Origin of the sequence: Phytopseudomonas punonensis (assembly GCF_900142655.1) — a bacterium.
Classification (GTDB): Bacteria; Pseudomonadota; Gammaproteobacteria; order Pseudomonadales; family Pseudomonadaceae; genus Aquipseudomonas; species Aquipseudomonas punonensis.
Genome location: NZ_FRBQ01000003.1, coordinates 78,571 through 99,325, shown reverse-complemented (window position 1 = coordinate 99,325; position 20,755 = coordinate 78,571). Strand labels below are relative to the sequence as shown.

Annotated in this window: 21 protein-coding genes; 13 read left to right on the top strand and 8 right to left on the bottom strand. The window is 61.8% G+C overall.

Annotated features, from left to right (window positions below):
* The 3 genes from amaB to BUC40_RS10435 all read left to right on the top strand — a co-directional run bounded on the left by amaB (position 1) and on the right by BUC40_RS10435 (position 5,496).
* The gene (gene amaB / locus BUC40_RS10445; RefSeq protein WP_073265371.1) at positions 1–1,494 is read left to right on the top strand and encodes an L-piperidine-6-carboxylate dehydrogenase; all 1,494 of its coding nucleotides are present in this window, start codon (positions 1–3) and stop codon (positions 1,492–1,494) included.
* A gap of 213 nt (positions 1,495–1,707) precedes the next feature.
* Complete coding sequence (amaA, locus tag BUC40_RS10440) at positions 1,708–2,994, top strand: L-pipecolate oxidase (protein WP_073265369.1); 1,287 nt, start codon at positions 1,708–1,710, stop codon at positions 2,992–2,994.
* A 381-nt stretch (positions 2,995–3,375) separates the two neighbouring features.
* Complete coding sequence (locus tag BUC40_RS10435; protein ID WP_073265367.1) at positions 3,376–5,496, top strand: CHASE2 domain-containing protein; 2,121 nt, start codon at positions 3,376–3,378, stop codon at positions 5,494–5,496.
* A 14-nt stretch (positions 5,497–5,510) separates the two neighbouring features.
* Here the strand turns inward: BUC40_RS10435 and BUC40_RS10430 are convergent, their stop codons facing one another.
* Positions 5,511–6,107, bottom strand: coding sequence for an OmpA family protein (locus tag BUC40_RS10430; protein ID WP_073265365.1), 597 nt, complete (start codon positions 6,105–6,107; stop codon positions 5,511–5,513).
* A 13-nt stretch (positions 6,108–6,120) separates the two neighbouring features.
* Positions 6,121–6,474, bottom strand: coding sequence for a FecR family protein (locus BUC40_RS23140; protein ID WP_279627147.1), 354 nt, complete (start codon positions 6,472–6,474; stop codon positions 6,121–6,123).
* A 278-nt stretch (positions 6,475–6,752) separates the two neighbouring features.
* Between BUC40_RS23140 and BUC40_RS10420 the strand changes: the two genes are divergently transcribed.
* Positions 6,753–8,816 (top strand): HD domain-containing phosphohydrolase, encoded by a 2,064-nt coding sequence (locus BUC40_RS10420; protein WP_244160631.1) that lies wholly within the window; start codon positions 6,753–6,755, stop codon positions 8,814–8,816.
* A 10-nt stretch (positions 8,817–8,826) separates the two neighbouring features.
* Here the strand turns inward: BUC40_RS10420 and BUC40_RS10415 are convergent, their stop codons facing one another.
* On the bottom strand, positions 8,827–9,423 hold the full coding sequence (locus BUC40_RS10415) for an alpha-isopropylmalate synthase regulatory domain-containing protein (RefSeq protein ID WP_425272932.1): 597 nt from the start codon (positions 9,421–9,423) through the stop codon (positions 8,827–8,829).
* A gap of 86 nt (positions 9,424–9,509) precedes the next feature.
* Between BUC40_RS10415 and BUC40_RS10410 the strand changes: the two genes are divergently transcribed.
* Genes BUC40_RS10410 through BUC40_RS10390 form a run of 5 tightly spaced genes read left to right on the top strand, consistent with a single transcriptional unit; the run spans position 9,510 to position 12,950 of the window.
* Positions 9,510–9,857, top strand: a complete 348-nt coding sequence (locus BUC40_RS10410; RefSeq protein ID WP_073265361.1) for a metalloregulator ArsR/SmtB family transcription factor — start codon at positions 9,510–9,512, stop codon at positions 9,855–9,857.
* Between the two features lie 21 nt (positions 9,858–9,878).
* Positions 9,879–11,162, top strand: coding sequence for an arsenic transporter (locus tag BUC40_RS10405; protein ID WP_073265359.1), 1,284 nt, complete (start codon positions 9,879–9,881; stop codon positions 11,160–11,162).
* Between the two features lie 26 nt (positions 11,163–11,188).
* Entirely contained in the window at positions 11,189–11,659 is a 471-nt protein-coding gene (locus tag BUC40_RS10400) for an arsenate reductase ArsC (protein WP_073265357.1), read from the top strand.
* An 11-nt stretch (positions 11,660–11,670) separates the two neighbouring features.
* Positions 11,671–12,372, top strand: coding sequence for an arsenical resistance protein ArsH (arsH, locus tag BUC40_RS10395; RefSeq protein ID WP_073265355.1), 702 nt, complete (start codon positions 11,671–11,673; stop codon positions 12,370–12,372).
* Between the two features lie 11 nt (positions 12,373–12,383).
* Positions 12,384–12,950 (top strand): arsinothricin resistance N-acetyltransferase ArsN1 family B, encoded by a 567-nt coding sequence (locus BUC40_RS10390; RefSeq protein ID WP_073265353.1) that lies wholly within the window; start codon positions 12,384–12,386, stop codon positions 12,948–12,950.
* A gap of 131 nt (positions 12,951–13,081) precedes the next feature.
* On the opposite strand, the gene ftrA is transcribed toward BUC40_RS10390, so the two are convergent.
* A complete protein-coding gene (ftrA, locus tag BUC40_RS10385) occupies positions 13,082–14,041 on the bottom strand; it encodes a transcriptional regulator FtrA (RefSeq protein ID WP_073265351.1) in 960 nt (319 codons plus the stop codon).
* Positions 14,042–14,136: 95 nt separating this feature from the next.
* On the opposite strand from ftrA, the gene BUC40_RS10380 reads away from it, so the two are divergent.
* Together BUC40_RS10380 and BUC40_RS10375 are read left to right on the top strand one after the other, a co-directional pair.
* The gene (locus BUC40_RS10380) at positions 14,137–14,577 is read left to right on the top strand and encodes a rhodanese-like domain-containing protein (protein WP_073265349.1); all 441 of its coding nucleotides are present in this window, start codon (positions 14,137–14,139) and stop codon (positions 14,575–14,577) included.
* Between the two features lie 38 nt (positions 14,578–14,615).
* Positions 14,616–15,086 (top strand): GNAT family N-acetyltransferase, encoded by a 471-nt coding sequence (locus BUC40_RS10375; RefSeq protein ID WP_244160629.1) that lies wholly within the window; start codon positions 14,616–14,618, stop codon positions 15,084–15,086.
* A gap of 156 nt (positions 15,087–15,242) precedes the next feature.
* Here BUC40_RS10375 and BUC40_RS23135 read toward each other — a convergent pair whose 3' ends face one another.
* The 3 genes from BUC40_RS23135 to BUC40_RS10360 form a co-directional block, all read right to left on the bottom strand.
* Positions 15,243–15,440 (bottom strand): recombinase family protein, encoded by a 198-nt coding sequence (locus tag BUC40_RS23135; RefSeq protein ID WP_073265345.1) that lies wholly within the window; start codon positions 15,438–15,440, stop codon positions 15,243–15,245.
* Entirely contained in the window at positions 15,413–15,562 is a 150-nt protein-coding gene (locus tag BUC40_RS22680) for a response regulator (protein WP_139272160.1), read from the bottom strand. The genes BUC40_RS23135 and BUC40_RS22680 overlap by 28 nt, the downstream gene beginning before the upstream one ends.
* 411 nt (positions 15,563–15,973) lie before the next feature.
* Positions 15,974–17,164: an aspartate aminotransferase family protein gene (locus BUC40_RS10360; RefSeq protein ID WP_073265341.1), complete on the bottom strand. Its 1,191-nt coding sequence runs from the start codon at positions 17,162–17,164 to the stop codon at positions 15,974–15,976.
* 104 nt (positions 17,165–17,268) lie between these two features.
* Here BUC40_RS10360 and BUC40_RS10355 point away from each other — a divergent pair, with 104 nt between their 5' ends.
* A complete protein-coding gene (locus tag BUC40_RS10355) occupies positions 17,269–18,237 on the top strand; it encodes a LysR family transcriptional regulator (RefSeq protein WP_244160628.1) in 969 nt (322 codons plus the stop codon).
* On the opposite strand, the gene BUC40_RS10350 is transcribed toward BUC40_RS10355, so the two are convergent.
* Entirely contained in the window at positions 18,234–19,259 is a 1,026-nt protein-coding gene (locus BUC40_RS10350; RefSeq protein ID WP_073266195.1) for a GlxA family transcriptional regulator, read from the bottom strand. The two genes, BUC40_RS10355 and BUC40_RS10350, sit on opposite strands and share 4 nt — an antisense overlap.
* Before the next feature lie 135 nt (positions 19,260–19,394).
* On the opposite strand from BUC40_RS10350, the gene BUC40_RS10345 reads away from it, so the two are divergent.
* Complete coding sequence (locus BUC40_RS10345) at positions 19,395–20,261, top strand: NUDIX hydrolase (RefSeq protein WP_073265339.1); 867 nt, start codon at positions 19,395–19,397, stop codon at positions 20,259–20,261.
* Positions 20,262–20,755 lie beyond the last annotated feature (494 nt).

Sequence of the window (20,755 nt, the reverse complement as noted above, 5' to 3'; positions counted from 1 at the left end):
ATGGTCAACCAGCTACTCGAACGTCTCGGTGTCAGCGCCAGCGCCTACCAGAACGGCAGTCATGCGGTTTACACCCCGATCGACGGCAGCCAGATCGGCAGCCTGAACCTTGAGGGCGCCGACGCCGTACGGGCCAAGATCACCGCTGGCCACGACGCCTTCCTGGCCTGGCGCAAGATGCCGGCACCGCGCCGCGGCGAGCTGGTGCGCCTGTTCGGCGAAGTGCTGCGCGAACACAAGGCCGACCTCGGCGAGCTGGTGTCCATCGAAGCCGGCAAGATCACCCAGGAAGGCCTGGGCGAAGTGCAGGAAATGATCGACATCTGCGACTTTGCCGTCGGTCTGTCGCGCCAGCTCTACGGCCTGACCATCGCCTCCGAGCGGCCCGGCCACCATATGCGTGAAACCTGGCACCCGCTGGGCGTGGTCGGCGTGATCAGCGCCTTCAACTTCCCGGTCGCGGTGTGGGCGTGGAACACCACCCTGGCCCTGGTGGCCGGCAACGCGGTGATCTGGAAGCCCTCGGAAAAGACCCCGCTGACCGCCCTCGCCTCCCAGGCGCTGCTGGACAAGGCCCTCGCCCGCTTCGGCAACGACGCCCCGCAAGGCCTGGCGCAGCTGGTGATCGGTGATCGTGAAGCCGGCGAAGTGCTGGTCGACGACCCGCGCGTGCCGCTGATCAGCGCCACCGGCAGCACCCGCATGGGCCGCGAAGTCGCCCCGCGCGTCGCCGCCCGCTTCGGCCGCAGCATTCTGGAACTGGGCGGCAACAACGCCATGATCCTCACACCCAGCGCCGACCTCGATTTGGCCGTGCGCGGCATCCTGTTCAGCGCCGTTGGCACCGCCGGCCAGCGCTGCACCACCCTGCGCCGCCTGATCGTCCATCGCTCGATCAAGGACGAGGTGGTCGCCCGCGCCAAAGCCGCCTACGCCAAGGTGCGCATCGGCGACCCGCGCCAGGGCAACCTGGTCGGCCCGCTGATCGACAAGCAGGCCTTCAGCGCCATGCAGGACGCCCTGGCCAAGGCCCGCGACGAAGGCGGCCAGGTGTTCGGTGGCGAACGCCAGCTGGCCGACACCTTCCCCAACGGCTACTACGTGAGCCCTGCCATCGTCGAGATGCCGGGCCAGACCGCAGTGGTGCGCCATGAGACCTTCGCGCCGATCCTCTACGTGCTCGCCTACGACGACTTCGAAGAAGCGCTGCGCCTGAACAATGAAGTGCCTCAGGGCCTGTCCTCGTGCATCTTCACCACCGACGTGCGCGAGGCCGAAGCCTTCCAAGGCGCGGCCGGCAGCGACTGCGGCATCGCCAACGTCAACATCGGCACCAGCGGTGCGGAGATCGGCGGAGCCTTCGGCGGCGAGAAGGAAACCGGTGGCGGTCGCGAGTCCGGCTCCGATGCCTGGAAGGCCTACATGCGCCGCCAGACCAATACCGTCAACTACTCCCGCGAACTGCCGCTGGCCCAGGGCATCGTGTTCGACTGATTGGCGAGCATTACCCGACACTGTGAGAGTGGGCAGGGAGGCCTAGTCCATGCCCATGATTTCGCGGGCATGGCCCGCTCCCACAGGACTCGCGTCGATCCGCAATTGCGATACACCAACCTGAACGTTTTATGGATAGGCTCCAGCCCGCGCACGGAGCCATAGGGCAGACCGGTGTCGCACCCGCCACCGATATCTGGAGAGGAACGCGTGATGAGTGGCTTCCAGCAACAGTGTCTCTGGGAAGTGGCGACGCCGGCACCGATTGACGCCGGCGCTCTGGCTGGTGAGGTAAAGGTCGATGTCTGCGTGATCGGCGGCGGAATCACCGGGCTGTCGGCGGCGCTGCAGTTGCTCGAAGCGGGCAAGCGCGTGTGCGTGCTGGAGGCCTTCGAGGTCGGCCATGGCGGTTCGGGGCGCAACGTCGGGCTGGTCAACGCCGGCACCTGGATCAAGCCCGACGATGTGGAAGCGACGCTGGGCGAAAAGGTCGGCGGCCGCCTCAACAAGGTGCTGGGTGAGGCGCCGGCCAAGGTATTCGAGGCCATCGAGCGTTACCAGATCGACTGCCAGGCACGCCATGAAGGCACCCTGCACATGGCCCACAACGCCGCCGGCCTGGAAGACCTCAAGGCCCGCGAGTCGCAGTGGCGCCGCCGTGGCGCCGATGTCGAGCTGCTGACCGGCGCGACCTGTGTGGAGCATTGCGGCACCGAAAAGATCACCGGCGCTCTGCTGGACCGTCGCGCCGGCACCATCAACCCCATGGGCTACACCAAGGGCCTCGCCGCCGCTGTGTTGCGCCTGGGCGGCACCCTGCATCAGCAATCGCCGGTCACCGAGTTGCACAGGCAGGCCGATGGCTGGCTGGTGCGCACCGCCCTGGGCACGGTCACAGCCGAGAAGGTGGTGATTTCCACCGGCGCCTACACCGAGGGCGACTGGACCGAGGTGCAGCGCAACTTCTTCCGCGGCTATTACTACCAGGTCGCCTCGAAGCCGTTGAGCGGCGCGGCGGCCGACGCCGTGCTGCCCCACGGCCAGGGTTCGTGGGACACCCGCACGGTGCTCAGCAGCATCCGTCGTGATGATCAGGGCCGCCTGCTGCTGGGCAGCATGGGCAAGTCGAACAACAAGCCGGACTGGTTCGTGCGCAGCTGGGCAGACCGCATCCAGGGGCATTACTTCCCGCAGCTCGGCAAGGTCGACTGGGAAATGCACTGGACCGGTTGCATCGACTTCACCCCGGATCACCTGATGAAGCTGTTCGAGCCGGCGCCTGGCGTGGTCGCGGTGACCGGCTATAACGGCCGCGGCAACACCACCGGCACCGTAGTCGGCCACGCCCTGGCCGACTACCTGCTCAAGAGCGACACGGGCGTGCTGCCCATTCCGCTGTCGCGGATGAAAGCGTTGCGCAGCGCCGGGCTACGCGCTTGCTACTACGAAGCGGGCTTCTCGCTGTACCACGCCGGCCAGTGCCTGCGCGTGATCCTTTAACCGGAGCCGACAATACTGCCGATCCCGAACGTGTTTCGGCACTAGTTACTCGATGGCGGCATTTGATTACCTCAACGCAAAGGGCCGCAGCGCATGCTTGCGGCCCTTTGGATCAACCTGAAATCAACACAGCCTGCGCCTCAAGGTCGGCCAGAATAGCCTGGTGATCCAAACATGCGTGCCGCGACTCGATTATCCAGAGTGGATTGGTCGCCATGCACTGAGGCAGACAGTTTTACCTACGTGCCTCTGAAGCCTGTTACCGGGCGGATTTGCGGACTCAACCGCTTCCGAACCGAAGTACCCAACCTCTCCAGGCTTTTTTTCAGTATCTTCGCCTGATCAAGTTGCAGCCTCTTATCCTCCCCAGAGCCCTCGCATGTGCCTAAATCTCGTCTGATTTCCTCTGGAGGCGGCTTCTGCCTCGCCGTGTTGCTCGGCCTGCTGATGGTGTTTCTGCTCGATCCACTGCCGGTACAGAAAGTCCGCAATGCGGTTTTCGACCAGTATCAGCGCTGGCAGCCTCGTGATTACCAACAGGCGCCGGTGCGGATCGTCGATCTGGATGAGGAAAGCCTCAGGCGTATCGGCCAATGGCCCTGGTCTCGTACCCAAGTCGCGACCATGGTGGATAAGCTCGAGCAAGCTGGCGCTGCGGCAATCGTGTTCGACGTACTGTTCGCTGAGCCTGATCGCACATCACCCGCGCAACTGCTGCGCAACAACAGCCTGCCAGCCGACCTGGCCGCCGGGTTAGCCGCCCTGCCAGACCATGACACGCAGTTCGCTGAGGTACTCAAGCGCAGCAACACCGTGCTCGGCTTTGCCGCTGAGCGCAGCGCTACAGCAGGCGGGCCACCGCTGAGCCGCTTCGGCATGGTGCTGCAAGGCGATTCGCCGCTGCCATTCGTACCCGCGTTCAGAGGCGCCAGCCGCCCCTTAACGGAGCTGGAAAAAGCCGCTCGCGGTATTGGCGCCATGACCTTCAAACCGGATGCCGACGGCGTGGTTCGCCGCGTACCGCTGTTCGTGTCAGTGGCGGATGAGTTGCGCCCATCGCTGGTGGCCGAAGCCCTGCGCGTTTCCCAGCGCACAGGACGCTACCGAATCATCAGCAGCCAGGCCGGTGTACAGCGCGTAGATATCGGCCAGCTACAGATTCCGACGGCAATCAGCGGCGAACTCTGGGTGTATTTCTCTCGCCCGCAACAGAGCCGCAGCATTCCGGCCTGGCAGGTGCTGGACGGTTCGGCGCCGCCTCTGGCGGGCAGCATCATCATGATCGGCACCTCCGCCCAGGGCTTGCAGGACCTGCGCTTCAGCCCGTTGGGCGGGATCATTCCCGGGGTCGAGGTTCATGCCCAGGCGCTGGAGCAGGTGCTCACCGACACCTTGTTGAATCGGACGAATTGGGCGCTGGCAGTGGAGGTGCTCACCCTGCTGCTCTGCGGCCTCCTGTTGGGAGTGCTGGCGTTGAAGCTGCCGGCCCTGCCGTCGGCTGTGCTTATGGTGCTGCTGGTTACGCTGCTCAATGCCGGCGCTTGGTATGGCTTCGTGGCGCATCGGCTGCTGCTGGATCTGTTCACGCCGTCGATCGGCCTGCTACTCGTCTACGGCGCTGCCAGTATCGTGCGGCATATGGCGGCCGAGCGTGAGCAGCGCTGGGTGCATGCAGCGTTCTCGCGCTATGTCTCCCCCAACCTGGTCAGCCATCTGGTAGCGCACCCGGAACGGCTGACGCTCGGTGGGCAACGGCAAATGTGCAGCTTCGTGTTCACCGATATCACCGGGTTCACCTCGATGATGGAGCGCCGCACGCCCGAGGCGGCGGTCAGCCTGCTCAATGATTACCTGGAGCAGGTCATCGGTATCGCGTTCCGGCATGAGGGCACGCTGGATCGAATCGTTGGCGATGCTGTGGCGATCATGTTTTCCGCGCCCATCCCGCAGGCCGATCATCAGCAACGCGCGCTGTCCTGCGCACTGGAAATCAATCGCTTCGCGCAGTCTTATGTCGCTTCTTTGCATGAACAAGGCATCGAGTTCGGCCACACGCGCATCGGCGTGCACAGCGGCGACGTGGTGGTGGGTAACTTTGGCGGCTCGACGATCTTCGATTACCGCGCGCTCGGCGACCCGGTGAACACCACCTCGCGCCTGGAGAGTTTGAACCGGCAGATCGGCACACTGCTGTGCGTATCAGAGGCGATTCGCGAGAGCTGTCCGCAGGTAGAAATGCGCCCCGTTGGCGAGGTGCTGCTCAAGGGCAAGGCCGAGGCCGTGCAGGTGTTCGAGCCACTGGAGGCGATGGTGATGCCCGTCGCTGGCCGCGACGAGCCTTATGAGGCCGCCTACCGTCTGCTGGAAGCCGGTGATCTGGAAGCGTTGGCAGCGTTCGAGCACCTCAGCGCACAGCGCCCGTGGGATGGGCTGGCCGCCTTCCACGCCAAGCGCCTGCTGGCGGGCGAGAATGGCGCTCGCTTTGTGATGACGCAAAAGTAAAAACGCTGAAACAGCTAGCGTATGGTGACTTCGACCCGGCGGTTGGCAGGCTCCGGCGTGTTGTCCGGGGTTTTCACCAAGAGGTTGCCTTCACCATGGGAGGTGACCACCAGCTCCAGCGCCTGCAAGCCGTTTTCATGCAACTGCCGGGCAATGGCGCGGGCGCGCAGCAGCCCTAGATCTTCGTTGTCTATCTTGCTACCGACGGTATCGGTATGGCCGATCACTGAAACCGCAGACGGCCCGCGGTCGCGAACGGTTTGCAGCACTTCGGTAATTTCCGCCTGAGACTTCGCCGTCAGCTTGGCGCCGCCGGTTCTGAAATACAGCAGGTAGCTTTTCGGCAACGCCGGTTGAGCAGCGCGTGCAGCGGAGAAATCCTTCTCGAGCCTGGGCTGATCCACCTGGAACGGCATGGCGCTGCTGCCATCGAGATTGACCGCATGGTCTTTCTGGTCGACGCGGGTCAGGCCCTTGTTGGTTCGTACCTCGATGGCGCCGGTCGTGCCATCAGGGCTTTCGACCAGCACCACGTAGGATTTCGAGGCACATCCGCTACCCAGCAGGGCGAACAGAAGAAGCGCGATAGCGTGCGTAAATTTTGAGGACATGCCGTATCCGAACTCAGTCAACCTTGACGAGGAAATGGGTGCCACGCACGCCAATGGTGCCGGTCGGGGTGTTAATCTGCACGGCCTCGGGCTTGAGCTTGGCGATGGTGCCGGAGATGTAATCGAGCGTGCCGTGGGTGATCTTGGCAGTGAGCTTCAGGTCGTCCTGGGCAGGGTCAAACAGGAACTCGTCGAGGGTCAATTCGCTGTTGGGGCCGAACGACATAACCGTGTTGTCCTTCAGGGTCACGCCCATTGAGCCTGCCGGACCAGTTTTTACAACGCTTCCGACGTACAATGGCGTACCGATCGTCGCTGATTGCGTTGTGCCAGCTATGCTGACAGTAGCCTCACCCTGTACCTTCATCACGTAACCTATTGATGTGGCTGGTTCGAGAGCGAGCGCCGCCGAGGTTACCAATGCGCAGGCGAGTGGCCAAATCGTGAAACGAGCACGAGCAAACACAGTAATCCCCTTTTTCATTCTTTTCCCCGAGATGAAGTGAACGCCGCTCATTCAGGCTGCAGCACCGCTGCTTAGCTGGATGGGTGAGTTGTACTCGGTGGAATCCTAGCGCAGGTTGCAGCATGTCATCCGGGCAAATCAAGCCACGATTCAGACTACGGTTCAGAAGCAGAAGCCTGGTGCTCGGCACCTTCCTGCTTTTGCAACTGGTGCCGCTGCTCGCCATGACCCTGGGCGCCCCGCCGCTCGTGGTTCTTTGCCTGTTCATCGGCATTTTGCTGTGCACAATGCCGCTGATCCTGGGCGGTATGGAAAGCCTCGACCGCACCATCAAGGCGCTGGTTCGGGACACCCAAAAAATCCGCCAGATGGATTTCTCCGGCGAACTGCCGCCGACCTCGCTGTTCGCCGAGATCGAAATACTCAATCGCAACCACATCGAGATGAAAGCTGCCCTGCAAAGCCAGACCCAGGCGCTGCAGGCCTCTCAGCTCAAACTCGCCAGCTTGGTCGAGAATGGCTTGCTGCTTTCGTCCGAGCGCGACCGTGATGCGCTGCTGCGCCATATCCTGTTGCAGGGCAAGCGCATCTGTAATGCCCAGGCCGCCACCATGTACCTCAAAACGGAGCACAACACCCTACGCTTCGCGCTGCGCTCCATGGACGATGAGCTGCCGACCTTCGAAATCCCCCTTTACGACCCGCAAACAGGCCTACCCAACGAACGGCATGTGTCGACCTACACCGCGCTGCACAACGAAACCGTGGTGATCGACGATGTGTATGGTGAAAGCCGTTTCGACCTTAGCGGTACGCGCGCTTTCGATAGCGAATCGGGCTTTCACACCGTCTCCATGCTGACCGTGCCGCTGGCGCCACGCGGCGGCGAAGTGATCGGCGTGCTGCAGTTCATGAACGCCCTGGATGTCGAGACCGGCGAGGTGATCGCCTTCTCACCGCAAGTGATGTCGTTCATTGCCGCACTGGCTTCGCAGGCAGCCGTTGCCCTCGAAAACCACAACCTGATGGATTCGCAGCGTGCGTTGATCGACGGCATGATCGAAATTCTCGCTGGCGCGATTGACGCCAAGAGCCCGTACACCGGGGCGCACTGCGAACGCGTGCCGGAGCTGGCAATGATGCTTGCCGAAGCGGCCAGCAACGTGAGCGAAGGGCCGCTGGCGAACTTCTGCTTCAGCACCCCGGACGAATGGCGTGAGTTTCGTATCGGCGCCTGGCTGCATGACTGCGGCAAGATCACCACGCCTGAACACGTCGTCGACAAAGCCACCAAGCTGGAAACCATCTACAACCGCATCCACGAAGTGCGCATGCGCTTCGAGGTGCTGCTGCGCGATGGGCAGATCACGCGCCTACAGCAGGTGATTGACGGGCGCGACCGCGCACAAGCCGATGCCGAATACCAAGCCCTCGCCAGGGCACTGCACGATGAGTTTGCGTTCATTGCCGGCTGCAACATTGGCGCCGAACTGATGAACCCCGAGCATGTGGGCGCTCTGCACTCCGCGGGAGAGCGAACCTGGCTGCGCCATTTCGATGATCGCCTGGGACTGTCTCAAGCCGAACTGATGCGCGTTGCCGAACTGCCCGTGGCGCAACTCCCAGCACTTGAGCGGCTGCTGGCGGACAAACCGCAGCACATCTTTCCGCGCCCCGAGACCAAGGAATTCGACCCCAAGTACGGCTTCCAGATCAGCGTGCCGGAACACCTCTACAACCATGGCGAGCTCTACAACCTGAGCATCAGCCGAGGCACGCTGACTCCCGAAGAGCGCTTCAAGATCAACGAGCACATCATCCAGACCATCGTCATGCTGGAAAACCTGCCGCTGCCCTCGAACCTCAAGCGCGTGCCGGAATATGCCGGCACCCACCACGAAACCCTGCTCGGCACCGGCTACCCGCGCAAGCTCGACAAGAGCCAGCTGTCCATCCCGGCGCGCATCATGGCCATCGCCGATATCTTCGAAGCGCTGACCGCCTCAGACCGCCCGTACAAGCAGGCCAAGACCTTGTCGGAATCCATCGAGATCCTCGCCGGCCTGCGCGACAAAGGGCATATCGATGCTGACCTGTTCGCTCTGTTCCTGCGCAGCGAACTACCGATGCGCTACGCCGAACGCCACCTGCACCCCGACCAGATCGACGCCATCGACATCGATCGTTTCGTGCCGGGAATCCGGTCGGCGGGGCAACAGGCTGCTGGCACGCTAGCCGATTGAAGTTCTGGCTTCAATCAATTGCTCCACCGTCCTCAAAACGTGACACGGCGACCAGCAGCGCCTGGATCGACGCGATGACGATATTCGCGTGGCTACCGGCACCGAAGCGCGAGCCGGCCACACCCGGCCAGGCCACCTCGACCAGCGCCATAGCCTGGGCTCCAGCGCCGCCACCCAAGCTGCGCTCTTCGTAGCTGTCGACGCGGATCGGCAAGCCGAGTGCGGCCACCGCGGCATCGATGGGGCCGTTGCCGATACCTCCCAGTCTCTGTTGCTGGCCGTTGGGCAGCTCAACCTGCAGCACGATGCCCTGACCTGCGCTGTCCTCGAACAACTGGTGACCGATATAGACCAGGCAGCCACCGGCACGCGCCGCTGCCAGGTAGCTGCGCTGGAACAGCTCCCAGAGTTCGGTGCAGGTCAATGCGGTCTCGCTGCTGTCCGCCATCTTTTGCACGATGGCGCTGAATTCCACCTGCATCCGTCTCAGTATCGTCACGCCAAGGTCGCGCTGCAGCAAGTAAGCGATCCCGCCTTTGCCCGACTGGCTGTTGACCCGCACGATGCTGTCGTAGGTACGGCCCAGATCCTTCGGATCGATCGGCAGGTAAGGCGTCCGAAGACCGGCTAGCAGGCCGCCTATTTATATGTGAATATCCGCATATTCGTTTTTCCAAATTAAAGCAAACAACCATGCTAACCCCTCCCGAAGCTTTCAAATGCCTGGCAGACGATACTCGTGCTCGGGCCACTCTTCTCATCGCTGAGCAGGGAGAACTCTGCGTATGCGAACTGATGTGCGCCTTGCAAGACAATCAGTCCAAGATCAGCCGTCATTTGGCGCAACTACGAACAGCAGGCCTGCTACTTGATCGCCGACAGGGACAATGGGTGTACTACCGTCTCAACCCCGGCCTCCCAGCATGGTTCAACGAGGTGCTTCGCATTACGTCTGAAGGCAACACTGCCTGGCTGAGCGACTGCACGGCTCGTCTGGGCAAGATGGCTGGGCGCCCCGAGCGTGCCGCCAGTTGCTGCTAATTCTTGCCGGGAGCCTTTGAAATGGTCGTCGCAGCTGCTGTATTCGTCTTCACCCTTATTCTGGTCATCTGGCAACCCCGCGGCCTGGGCGTCGGCTGGAGCGCAACGATTGGCGCCGCCCTGGCCCTGGCGGTTGGTGCGGTATCGTTTCAGGACATCCCGACTGTCTGGGCAGTGGTATGGAACGCGACCGCAACATTCATCGCGATCATCATCATTAGCCTGTTGTTGGATGAGGCCGGTTTCTTCGAGTGGGCGGCATTGCACGTAGCCCGCTGGGCAAATGGCAATGGCCGACGACTGTTCGCCTTCACCGTGTTACTGGGAGCCGCCGTTTCGGCACTTTTCGCTAATGACGGTGCCGCACTGATCCTCACCCCGATCGTTATTTCGCTTTTGGTGGCGCTGCGCTTCTCGGCCGGCGCCACATTGGCCTTTGTCATGGCCGCGGGCTTCATTGCAGACACCGCGAGTTTGCCGCTGGTGGTCTCCAACTTGGTCAATATCGTTTCTGCAGACTTCTTCAAGCTGGGCTTTGCCGAATATGCCTCCGTCATGGTGCCGGTCACCGTGGCCAGCGTAGCGTCGACGTTACTCGTACTGCTCCTGTACTTCCGCCGTGATGTGCCAGCCTCCTATTCGCTGGCCGATCTGAAAGATCCTCGATCCGCAGTGCGGGATCGCAGCACCTTCATCTGTGGCTGGTGGGTGCTCGGTCTTCTGCTGCTCGGCCTATTTGCGCTGGAGCCTATGGGCGTACCGATCAGCGCCGTCGCCGCTGTATGTGCAGCGATCCTGTTTGCGGTTGCATCCAGAGGGCATGTGATCTCCACTCGCGGGGTATTGCGCGAGGCGCCTTGGCAGATCGTGATCTTCTCATTAGGCATGTACCTGGTCGTTTACGGGCTGAGTAATGCAGGTCTCACGAGCCACCTCACAGCCGTGCTGAACCGCCTTGGCGAACACGGGATCTGGGCTGCGGCGATTGGCACCGGACTGCTGTCGGCCCTGCTGTCATCGGTCATGAACAACATGCCCAGCGTTCTGATCGGCGCGCTGTCCATCGATGCGAGTACCAGCGCCGGCTTAGTACGCGAGGCGATGATCTACGCCAACGTGATCGGCTGCGATCTCGGCCCGAAGATCACGCCCATTGGTAGCTTGGCCACCTTGCTGTGGCTGCATGTCCTCCAGCGTAAAGGTATCCGCATCACCTGGGGTTACTACTTCAAGGTTGGCGCCTTGCTCACTTTCCCCGTTCTGTTCATCACCCTTTCTGCGCTCGCCTTGCGGTTGAGCTTTTGAGCCCACCAATGACGATAGGAGTTAGCATGCGAGTTCTATTCATGTGCACGGCCAACAGTTGCCGGAGCATCCTCTCTGAAGCGATGTTCAACCACATCGCGCCCCAGGGATTCGAGGCTGTGAGTGCCGGTAGTTTCCCCAAGGGGCAAGTGTTGCCCCGCAGCCTGCAAACGCTGCAAGAGGCGGGCATCTCTACCGCTGGCTTGAGTAGCAAGGGTAACGACGCGTTCGAGGCGAACCCGCCCGATATCGTCATCACCGTCTGCGATAAGGCAGCTGGTGAGGCATGCCCGGTGTACTTCGGCCCAGCGCTCAAATCGCATTGGGGACTGGAAGATCCTTCCGATGTGCAGGGTGAGGAAACCGAGATTTCAGCTGCCTTCAATGCGACGCTCGCGCAAATCGAACGACGTTGCCGCGCCTTCCTGGAACTGCCTTTCGCCGAATTGAGCCGTGACGAACTGAAGCGCGAGCTGGATCGTATTGGCCAACTCTGAGGGTTCCATCCATGACCGCTGAACTCCCCAACGTCGAACACGACCTGATCGGCCAATTCTCCAAACGAATCGAAGCCAGCCAGCACAAGCCGCGAATCCTGTTGCTCCATGGGTCCACCCGTGAGCGCAGTTTCAGCCGGCTGTTGAGCGAAGAAGCTGCGCGGCTGCTTCAGCACTTTGGCGCAGAGACTCGCATCTTCGATCCATCGGGCCTTCCACTGCCTGATGACGCGCCGGTTGAGCATCCCAAGGTGCAGGAACTACGTGATCTTGTGATGTGGTCCGAGGGGCAGGTCTGGTGCTCACCGGAGCGACACGGCGCCATGTCAGCGGTATTCAAGGCTCAGATCGACTGGATTCCGCTAGCGCTGGGTGCGGTCAGGCCCAGCCAGGGCAAGACACTCGCCGTTATGCAGGTATGTGGTGGCTCGCAGTCGTTCAACGTGGTCAACCAACTGCGCGTCCTGGGTCGGTGGATGAGGATGTTCACCATCCCCAATCAGTCCTCGATACCAAAGGCGTTCATGGAGTTCGACGCTGATGATCGAATGAAACCGTCTGCCTACTACGACCGCGTGGTCGACGTGATGGAGGAGCTGATGAGGTTCACTCTGCTGCTGCGTGATCAGAAAGACTTCCTTGTGGATCGCTATTCCGAGCGCAAAGAATCGGCTGAACAGCTATCTGCCCGCGTTAACCAACGTTCAATCTGAGGTGCGGGATCATGATCAATGTGAGGGTGGCATCCGCAGCGGATGCTGAAACAATCCAGGCAATCTATGCACCTGTGGTGCTCGGCAGCGCTATCTCGTTCGAAGAGGTGCCCCCTTCAGTAGAGGACATGCGGGGGCGGATACTGGCGACCCTTGAGACTTATCCTTATTTGGTGGCCGAGCAAGAAGGCACTGTGATCGGCTATGCCTACGCAAGCCAGCACCGTGCCCGAGCAGCGTACCGCTGGGCCGTCGATGTGACGGTGTACATCGCCGAAAACGCGCGCCGTAAGGGTGTGGGACGGCGGCTGTACGAAACCCTGTTACCGATGCTCAAAGGGATGGGATACCGCTCCATCTATGCGGGGATTGCCCTGCCAAACGAAGGCAGCGTCGGCCTTCATGAGCGGCTTGGTTTCCGGCATATCGGCACGTTTCCCCAGGTGGGCTACAAGCACGGAGCTTGGCACGACGTGGGTTACTGGCTTCTCGAACAGGGCGACCGCTCAGTATCGCCTCAGGAGCCCACCGGCTTTACTGACTACCTGCCGGAACGTGAGCGGCGCTTCACTTTGTGAGACCAGGCAGCGGCCCATTACTGGCAAAGCCAGGGCTAGCAGCTGCGGACCGATATCGACCGGCATTCGCTTATCCGCTCGGGTAACGAGAACGCCTGACCGAACGAGCGGTACCGGCCAAGGAACAGCGCCTATCGCTGCCCGAAGCGCTCGCGGTAAAACGACGGCGCCAGGCCAACCACCTTGCGAAACGCTACGCGAAAGCTTTCCACCGACGCGAACCCACAACGCTCGGCAATCTGTTCGCTGTTCAGGCCCGTGCTTTCCAAGAGCGAACGAGCCTGGGCCATGCGCGCATGCTGCAACCAGCTCTTGGGCGTCATGCCGGTCGCGTCGCTGAAGCGCCGTAGAAACGTGCGCTCGCTCATCAAGGCCCTGGCCGCCAGTTGGCTCACCGTCAGGGGTTCGCCCAGGTGCTGTCGCGCCCATTCAAGCACCGCGGCCAGATTCTCCCTTGGCGCCTGCGCAACCGGAGCGGGGATGAACTGGGCCTGCCCGCCGGAACGCTGCGGGGCCATTACCAGGCGGCGCGCCACGCTATTGGCAATATGGGCGCCGAAGTCTCGCTCCACCAGATGCAGGCAAGCGTCGATGCCGGCTGCGCTACCGGCCGAGGTGATGACCTGGCCGCTGTCGACGTAGAGCACCGCAGGGTCGACATCGATATCGGGAAAGCGGGCTGCCAGTTCATCGGTATAGCGCCAATGCGTCGTGGCTCGCTGGCCATCGAGTAGCCCGGTAGCCGCCAGCACGAACACGCCCGAACAGATCGACAGCAGCCGCGCGCCTCTGCTGTGAGCCATGCGCAGCGCATCAATCAGCGGCTGAGGCGGTTGCTCGTTACGATCACGCCACCCCGGGACGATGATCGTACGCGCCTCGCCTAGTGCTTCAAGACCAGCATCGGCGGTTACCTGAATACCGCCCAGCGCGCGCATCGGCCCCGGGTCCACGGCGACGATGCGATGCCGATACCAGGTGAAATCGAACTCCGGCCGCGACAAGCCAAAGATCTCCACGGCAATGCCGAATTCGAAGGTGCATAGGCCGTCGTAGGCGAGCACGGCCACCAGACCTGGGTCGCTATTCATTTGGCGAAAAATTACCAGTCAATGTCGAATCAGCCACTGTAGCGCGCCCGGTGCGGTAACTAAAGTGGGCACTCGATTACCCAGGAGCTACCACCATGACAAGCCTGATCAGCGAAATCCCCGCCGCCTCCTGTGCCGAAGCACAGGCGCACTTCGGCAATCGACTGCGTTTCGAAACCGACTGTTCGGATGTCCATCGCAGCCAGCAAAGCGGTGATGTCGACTACGTGCTGGTGGATGTGCGCGGCCCCGAGGCCTATGCCGTCGGCCATGTTCCGGGCGCCATCAATCTCCCCACGCGAACCATGACGGCCGAGCGACTGGCAGCCTTCAGCCCTTCGACGCTATTTGTCGTCTACTGCGCCGGCCCACACTGCAACGGCGTCCACCGCGCGGCCCTGCGTCTGGCAAGCCTTGGTTACGCGGTAAAGGAAATGCTCGGCGGCGTGACCGGCTGGCTAGACGAGGGTTTGGCTCTGGTTGGCGATGACGCCACGCAATTTGCGCCCGCCTCCGCCATCTCCTGCGCATGCTGAGCCCTGCCGAGGCGGTTCGAGCGGCCGAACCGAGGGACGTGCCCGCGCTGCTCGAATTGATGCGCGAACTGGCCGAGTTCGAGGATTACCTCGATGACTTCAAGATCGATGAGCAGGCACTACTTAGCCGCGCTTTCGGCCCGCACGCGCAGTGCGAGGTACTGGTCGCTGACCTCGATGGCAACGTGGCGGGCTATGCCGTGGTGCTGGAAATCCCCTTCACCTTCGATCTGCGCCCCACTCTGCTACTCAAGGAGTTGTATATTCGCGAGCGGCATCGCCGCACAGGGTTGGGCCAGGCACTGATGCAGCGCGTCGCCATGCTGGCGCAACGCAAAGGTGCGAGACGGCTCAAATGGGATGTGCTGCGGGGAAACGAGCGAGCGCAAGCGTTCTATGGCCGACTGGGCGGCAAGCCGGACAGTAAATGGGTGGCCTACAGGATGGACAGGCAGGCCATCGAACGACTGGTCGACGCTGCACAGAGCGTCAGCCCAAGCCGTCATTGAAAACTGACAGCCCGCACCTGACTTGCTCAGCGCGCGGGCTGCCTCATACGCCCATGCGTCCGGTGAAGCGTCGAGCGATGTACGCCGAGCTTACTGGCGGCATCGCTGACCGAGCAGCCCTGTTCGATCATCTGGCGGGCGAGACGTATCTGCTCGTCAGTCAGGCAGGGCTTGGCGTCGAACTGCATGCCCCGCGCCGTTGCCACTAACCCAGGGCTCGGTGATCTCCAGCAGATCCCGCGTGCTACGCGCCAGGCGGTCGAGCCGGGTGACCATCAGCGTGTCGCCGGGCTGGATGGCGTCCAGCAGGCTGGTATCGAGAATGATCAGGTGCGGCGACTGGATCGCTGCCACAGGCCCCTGGCGCCTGTGGCGGCTTCCAGCACGGTGAACGACTGGGTAGCGAGATTGCTCCGCAGCAGCTTGCGAACCGGTTTTTCGTCGTCAATCAGCAGAATGCGCGGCGACTCAATCATCGGCGCCTCCCGCCATGTCGACGCGGCAGGCCAGTGACAGAGGCTGGGGGATGGCATGGAGATGATTCATCGCTCGCTCCTCGGATAGAAAATCCCGAGGTGTGAAAAGTCGTTGGGAAGTGAGCGAATTATCGAGGGCGAAAAACCATCAGGCGCGTAAAAAACCGTATTTTTCTTAGTTTTGCAACGAGCTAGCAGGCGCACCAATTGCGAGTGTGAAAGCGTTTTTGCGGCGGAGAAGCCAGCTTGGTGCGGCGGTTATCTGCCTGCTGACAGGCACGTTTGGGCCCTTCGTTCAGACAGACAGCAGCTGCGCGCACGGGTCAGCCCCGTGCGCTTTCGGCAGTGCTTTATGACGCTGTTGATCCTGCTCGGCGTCGAGCTGGCCTCGCGGCCATTCTTCTGAGGCGCTTATTGGCGAACTACCTCAGCGCCTTTCAGGGTGTCAGCGATGCCCCGTACGATCGCTTCAACGTCCGCCGAGCCCACGATCAGGGGCGGCAAAAGCCGGATGGTCTTGCCGCGTGTCACATTGATAAGCAGCCCGTGATCGCGGGCTGCCAGTGCTACCAAATCGGGGATCGGCTTCTGTAGCTCGATGCCGATCATCAGGCCCAGGCCGCGAACGGCCACGACCTCCGGATGGCCGTTCAGCACCTCACGCAACCGCTCGAGCAGGTGCTGCCCCTGTTCACGTGCGTTCTGCACCAGGCCTTGCTGTACGATGATGTCCACCACCGTACAGGCTGCGCGACAGGCCAGTGGGTTGCCGCCAAAGGTGCTGCCGTGGCTGCCGGGCGTAAACAGGTCGGCAGCGCTGGCCTTTGCCAGGCAGGCACCGATGGGCACGCCGTTGCCCAGGCCTTTGGCCAGCGTGATGACGTCCGGCACGATGCCTTCGTGCTGAAAGGCGAACCATTGCCCGGTGCGGCCCATGCCGGTCTGGATTTCATCGAGCATCAACAACCAGTTGCGCCGCGTGCAATGCTCGCGCAGCGCTTGCAGATAACCCTTCGGCGCCACCTGTACACCGCCCTCGCCCTGCACCGGCTCGACCAGCACGGCAGCGATGCGATGGCCATGCTGTGTACAGATGCGTTCGAAGGCTGGCAGATCGCCGAATGGAACCTTGACGAAATCCCCTGGCAAGGCGCCGTACGCCAGGCGCACGGCAGGGCCATCACTAGCGGCCAAGGTCCCCAGCGTGCGCCCGTGAAAGGCGTTTTCCATCACCACTACCAGCGGCTGCTCAATGCCTTTGCGCCAGCCATGCAGCCGCGCCAGCTTGAGGGCCGTCTCGTTGGCTTCCGCCCCGGAGTTGTTGAAAAACGCCCGGTCCAGGCCTGACAGGCGGGTGAGCTTTTGCGCAAGGCGTTGCTGCCAGTCGATGCTGTACAGATTGGAGGTATGCAACAGCAGGCCCGCCTGCTCACTGATAGCGGCGACCAGCAAAGGGTGGGAGTGGCCGACGTTGGTTACCGCAACGCCAGCCACGGCATCCAGATACTCACGACCGGCCTGATCCCAGAGTCGCGCGCCCAGGCCACGGACGAAACTAAGGGCCAGGGGCTTGTAGGTGGACATCAGGCAGTCGGGGGTCATGACGTAACGCTCCAGAAGTCATCAGGTGGTTTTTGCAGTATCGTTAGCCACCCATACTGGATAAACACCGTAATCCTTCAATCATTTTTAACCAGGACTTGATAATGGACTTGTTCCAGGCGATGTCGGTGTACGTCAAAGTCGTGGAAACCGGCAGCATGACCGCCGCCGCTCAGGAATGTGAGATTTCCACCACCATGGTCGGGAACCACCTGCGGGCGCTGGAGCAACGTCTGGGCGTGAGCTTGCTCAAGCGCACCACCAGGCGCCAACGGCTGACGGAGTTCGGTACGGCCTATTATCAGCGCTGCCTGGAAGTGTTGGGCCTGGTGGCCGCTTCCGAACGCCTGGCCGAACAGGCCCAGGACGAACCTTCAGGAACCTTGCGCATCACCGCGCCGCTGACCTTCGGCTCGGAAGTGCTGGCACCGGCGCTGTGCGAGTTCTCGCTGCAGTATCCCAAGGTCAAGTTGGACCTGGTGCTCAGCAACCTGCGGGTGGACCTGCTCGACAGCGGTTTCGATGCGGCCATCCGCATGGGCAACATGCAGGACAACGCCCGCCTGATCGCAAGGCCCCTGCAGGACTACACCATGACCCTCTGCGCCTCGCCGGAGTACCTGGCACGCCGTGGCGTACCCCTGACGCCGCAAGACCTACAAGCGCACAATTGCCTAACCTTCGCCTACCCCGCCGGCGATGACTGGAGTGGCGTAGACAAGCACTGGCGGCTGATGGGGCCGGAAGGTGAAGTCACGGTGGAGATAAGCGGCACGATGGTGATGAACAGCTCGGCAGCGCTGTACCGAAGCGCCACGGTGGGCGGCGGCATCGTCATGCTGCCCGATGCCTATGCCGAACAAGATTTGCGTGATGGCCGGATGGTTGCCCTGCTGCCGGAGTACCAGCTACCCAGCAGACCGATGCACCTGATCTACTCGCCCGATCGCTATCAGTTGCCCAAGCTGCGCCGCTTTGTCGACTTTGCGATGGCACGCTGGGGAGCATTGGAGCTGCCTGGCCAGCTCGGCCCATCCGCGCTTCGAGTCTCAAAAAGTACTGGCACGCCCTAGCGTGTCGACTTCACATTGCCGTGGCGAATTTCCTTAGACGGCGAGTTGCCGAAGTACGCCGTGTAGCACTTGCTGAAATGACTCGGCGAAACGAAGCCACAAGCGACGCTGACGTCCAGCACCGGCAGGTCCGAGTGCTGCAGCAACCGGCGGCCTTCGGTGATACGCAGCTCCAGGTAATAACGGGCGGGCGTGGTGCCCAGCTGCTGCTGGAAAAGCCGCTCCAGCTGGCGGCGTGAGCGGCCGGAATAACTGGCCAACTGATCGGTGCTCAGCGGCTCTTCGATGTTCGCGCTCATCAGGTTGATTACCGTGCGCAGCGGCTCGCTCATCTTCGCGTGCAGGGTCGGCTTGACCCTTTTGTAGCGCGACTCTTCGAACGCCAGGATGCCGACGATGCCTTCGGCCAACGCGCTGCCATGTAGCGTGCTGATCCATTCAAGCACCATATGAAAGGCCCCGGTCGGGCTCGCCGCAGTTAGCCGATTGCGGTCGACCATAAAGCTCTCCGAGGTCACTTGGCTGTGCCGGGCAATCTCCGCCAGTGCAGCGCGGTGTTCGGGGTGAATCGCAGATTTGTAGCCATCGAGCAGTCCCGCATGCCCAAGAAACCAGGCGCCGCTCCACAGCCCGGCCAGGGCCACCTGTTTGTCATCTGCGCTGCGCAGCAATTGCTTGAGCGCAGCATTCGGGCGCAGCGGCGTGCGCAAGCCGGCGCACACCACCAGCAAATCAAGCTCGGCGAGGTCCTTGCCGGTCAACTCGGCATCCGGGCAGATGACGATTCCCAGATCACTGGTCACCGCCTGGCCATCCAGACTGAAGGTGCGCGTGACGAACAGGCCAGCACTGATCAGGTTGGCCGTGACCAGAACATCCAGCGCCTGCGTGAACGCTGGTAGAGAGAAGTGCTCGTGCAACAGGAAGCCCACGCGGGTCTGGCGTAACGCACCGCCCTTGGGCGCCACGAATCGTAGATTCTGCCCCTGCAATGCCTCGCTAAAACTTCGTCTATCTGCCAATTTGCGCACCTGTCAGCCAGTTACGTTGCGGCTCAGCGACCGAAGCTCGGATTGTGTCAGCTAGCGGCGAACTTGGGGCTGCCATTTGGCTCTGAAACACTTCAGAAATTTGATTAGCCAGCGAGGGCATCGCCTGTGAGCAATCGGAATGTTCGAATCGTAGGGCAGCATCTGCTTTCGGATAATTGGTACGTACTGAAGAAGATCGATTTCGAGCTGCAGCGCCGCGACGGCACCTGGCAGCCGCAGACCCGCGAAGTGTATGACCGCGGCAACGGCGCAACCATCGGCCTCTACAACCTGGCCAAACGCACGGTAATCCTGACCCGTCAATTTCGCATCCCGGCATTCGTCAACGAGCATGACGGCTACCTGATCGAGGCGGCAGCAGGCCTGCTGGACAACGCCAGCCCCGAAGAACGCATCCGCGCCGAAGCCGAAGAAGAAACCGGCTACCGCGTTAAATCGGTGCGCAAGATCTACGACGCCTTCATGAGCCCGGGCTCGGTCACCGAGCGCCTGCATTTTTTCGTCGGTGAATATCAGCCCGAAGATCGCGTCAACGATGGCGGTGGCCTGGCTGAGGAAGGCGAAGATATCGAAGTGCTGGAGCTACCCTTCACCGAAGCCCTGGCGATGATCGAAGACGGCCGCATCATGGATGGCAAAACGATCATTCTGCTGCAGTACCTGAAGGCGCTGATGCCAGTCGCGCCCCTGATGATCCTGATCGCCGGCGCCGATGACGAAGTACAGACCAGCGCGGCCAGGCTGCTGCAGGCCGGACACCTGCCGGTTATGGAAAACTGGCCGGCGCAGGACGATTCAACGGTGGATACCGAGCGCTACCGGCAACTGCTGCTCAGCCGCTGCGATGCACTGCTGCGTGTGGCGGGGCCGTCCAGCAAAGCGGATCGGCTGGTGGCGTTGGCTGAGGAGAAAGGGCTTGTGGTTTACCACAACCTGGATGTGATACCGGGCATGCAAGCGGTCCATTTTTAACTCGCTTGATACTTAGCCAGGGCTGGTCGCAGGCTGGCGAGGCGGACAAGCGAGAGGTGGGCTAAGAGCCTGTTCACGATCTTTATGCGCATGAAGCGGCAGCTACAAAGCAGCCTTTCGTAGGGTGGACGACGCTTCACCCGTCCACCGCTCCGCAATCGCAATGGTGGATGAAAAGAGCGTCATCCACCCTACATAGCTGGTCGAAGCGGCCGCCGGCCTGCTCGACAACGCCAGACCGTAGGATGGGTGAAACCCATCCTACGGTCTGTTCATTATCTTTCAGCCCAGGTTCGTCGATTTTGGCAGCTAAGTGGTAGTAGCGGCCTTTCGTAGGGTGGACGACGCTTCATCCGTCCACCGCTCCGCAATCGCAATGGTGGATGAAAAGAGCGTCATCCACCCTACATAGCTATTCATGATCTTTATGCACATGAAGTGGCAACTACAAGGCAGAAGCGGGCATCGATGCAGTACCTGTGGGAGCGGGCCAT

Bases quoted from the DNA above. Each gene is read 5' to 3' on its own strand.
- BUC40_RS10380 (WP_073265349.1), top strand. From the start codon at position 14,137: ATGACAAGCCTGATCAGCGAAATCCCCGCCGCCTCCTGTGCCGAAGCA.
- BUC40_RS10355 (WP_244160628.1), top strand. From the start codon at position 17,269: ATGGACTTGTTCCAGGCGATGTCGGTGTACGTCAAAGTCGTGGAAACC.
- BUC40_RS10390 (WP_073265353.1), top strand. From the start codon at position 12,384: ATGATCAATGTGAGGGTGGCATCCGCAGCGGATGCTGAAACAATCCAG.
- BUC40_RS10430 (WP_073265365.1), bottom strand. From the start codon at position 6,107: ATGTCCTCAAAATTTACGCACGCTATCGCGCTTCTTCTGTTCGCCCTG.
- BUC40_RS10405 (WP_073265359.1), top strand. From the start codon at position 9,879: ATGGTCGTCGCAGCTGCTGTATTCGTCTTCACCCTTATTCTGGTCATC.
- BUC40_RS10400 (WP_073265357.1), top strand. From the start codon at position 11,189: ATGCGAGTTCTATTCATGTGCACGGCCAACAGTTGCCGGAGCATCCTC.
- BUC40_RS22680 (WP_139272160.1), bottom strand. From the start codon at position 15,562: ATGATTGAGTCGCCGCGCATTCTGCTGATTGACGACGAAAAACCGGTT.
- BUC40_RS10360 (WP_073265341.1), bottom strand. From the start codon at position 17,164: ATGACCCCCGACTGCCTGATGTCCACCTACAAGCCCCTGGCCCTTAGT.
- ftrA (WP_073265351.1), bottom strand. From the start codon at position 14,041: ATGAATAGCGACCCAGGTCTGGTGGCCGTGCTCGCCTACGACGGCCTA.
- amaB (WP_073265371.1), top strand. From the start codon at position 1: ATGGTCAACCAGCTACTCGAACGTCTCGGTGTCAGCGCCAGCGCCTAC.
- BUC40_RS23140 (WP_279627147.1), bottom strand. From the start codon at position 6,474: ATGAAGGTACAGGGTGAGGCTACTGTCAGCATAGCTGGCACAACGCAA.
- arsH (WP_073265355.1), top strand. From the start codon at position 11,671: ATGACCGCTGAACTCCCCAACGTCGAACACGACCTGATCGGCCAATTC.
- BUC40_RS10410 (WP_073265361.1), top strand. From the start codon at position 9,510: ATGCTAACCCCTCCCGAAGCTTTCAAATGCCTGGCAGACGATACTCGT.
- amaA (WP_073265369.1), top strand. From the start codon at position 1,708: ATGAGTGGCTTCCAGCAACAGTGTCTCTGGGAAGTGGCGACGCCGGCA.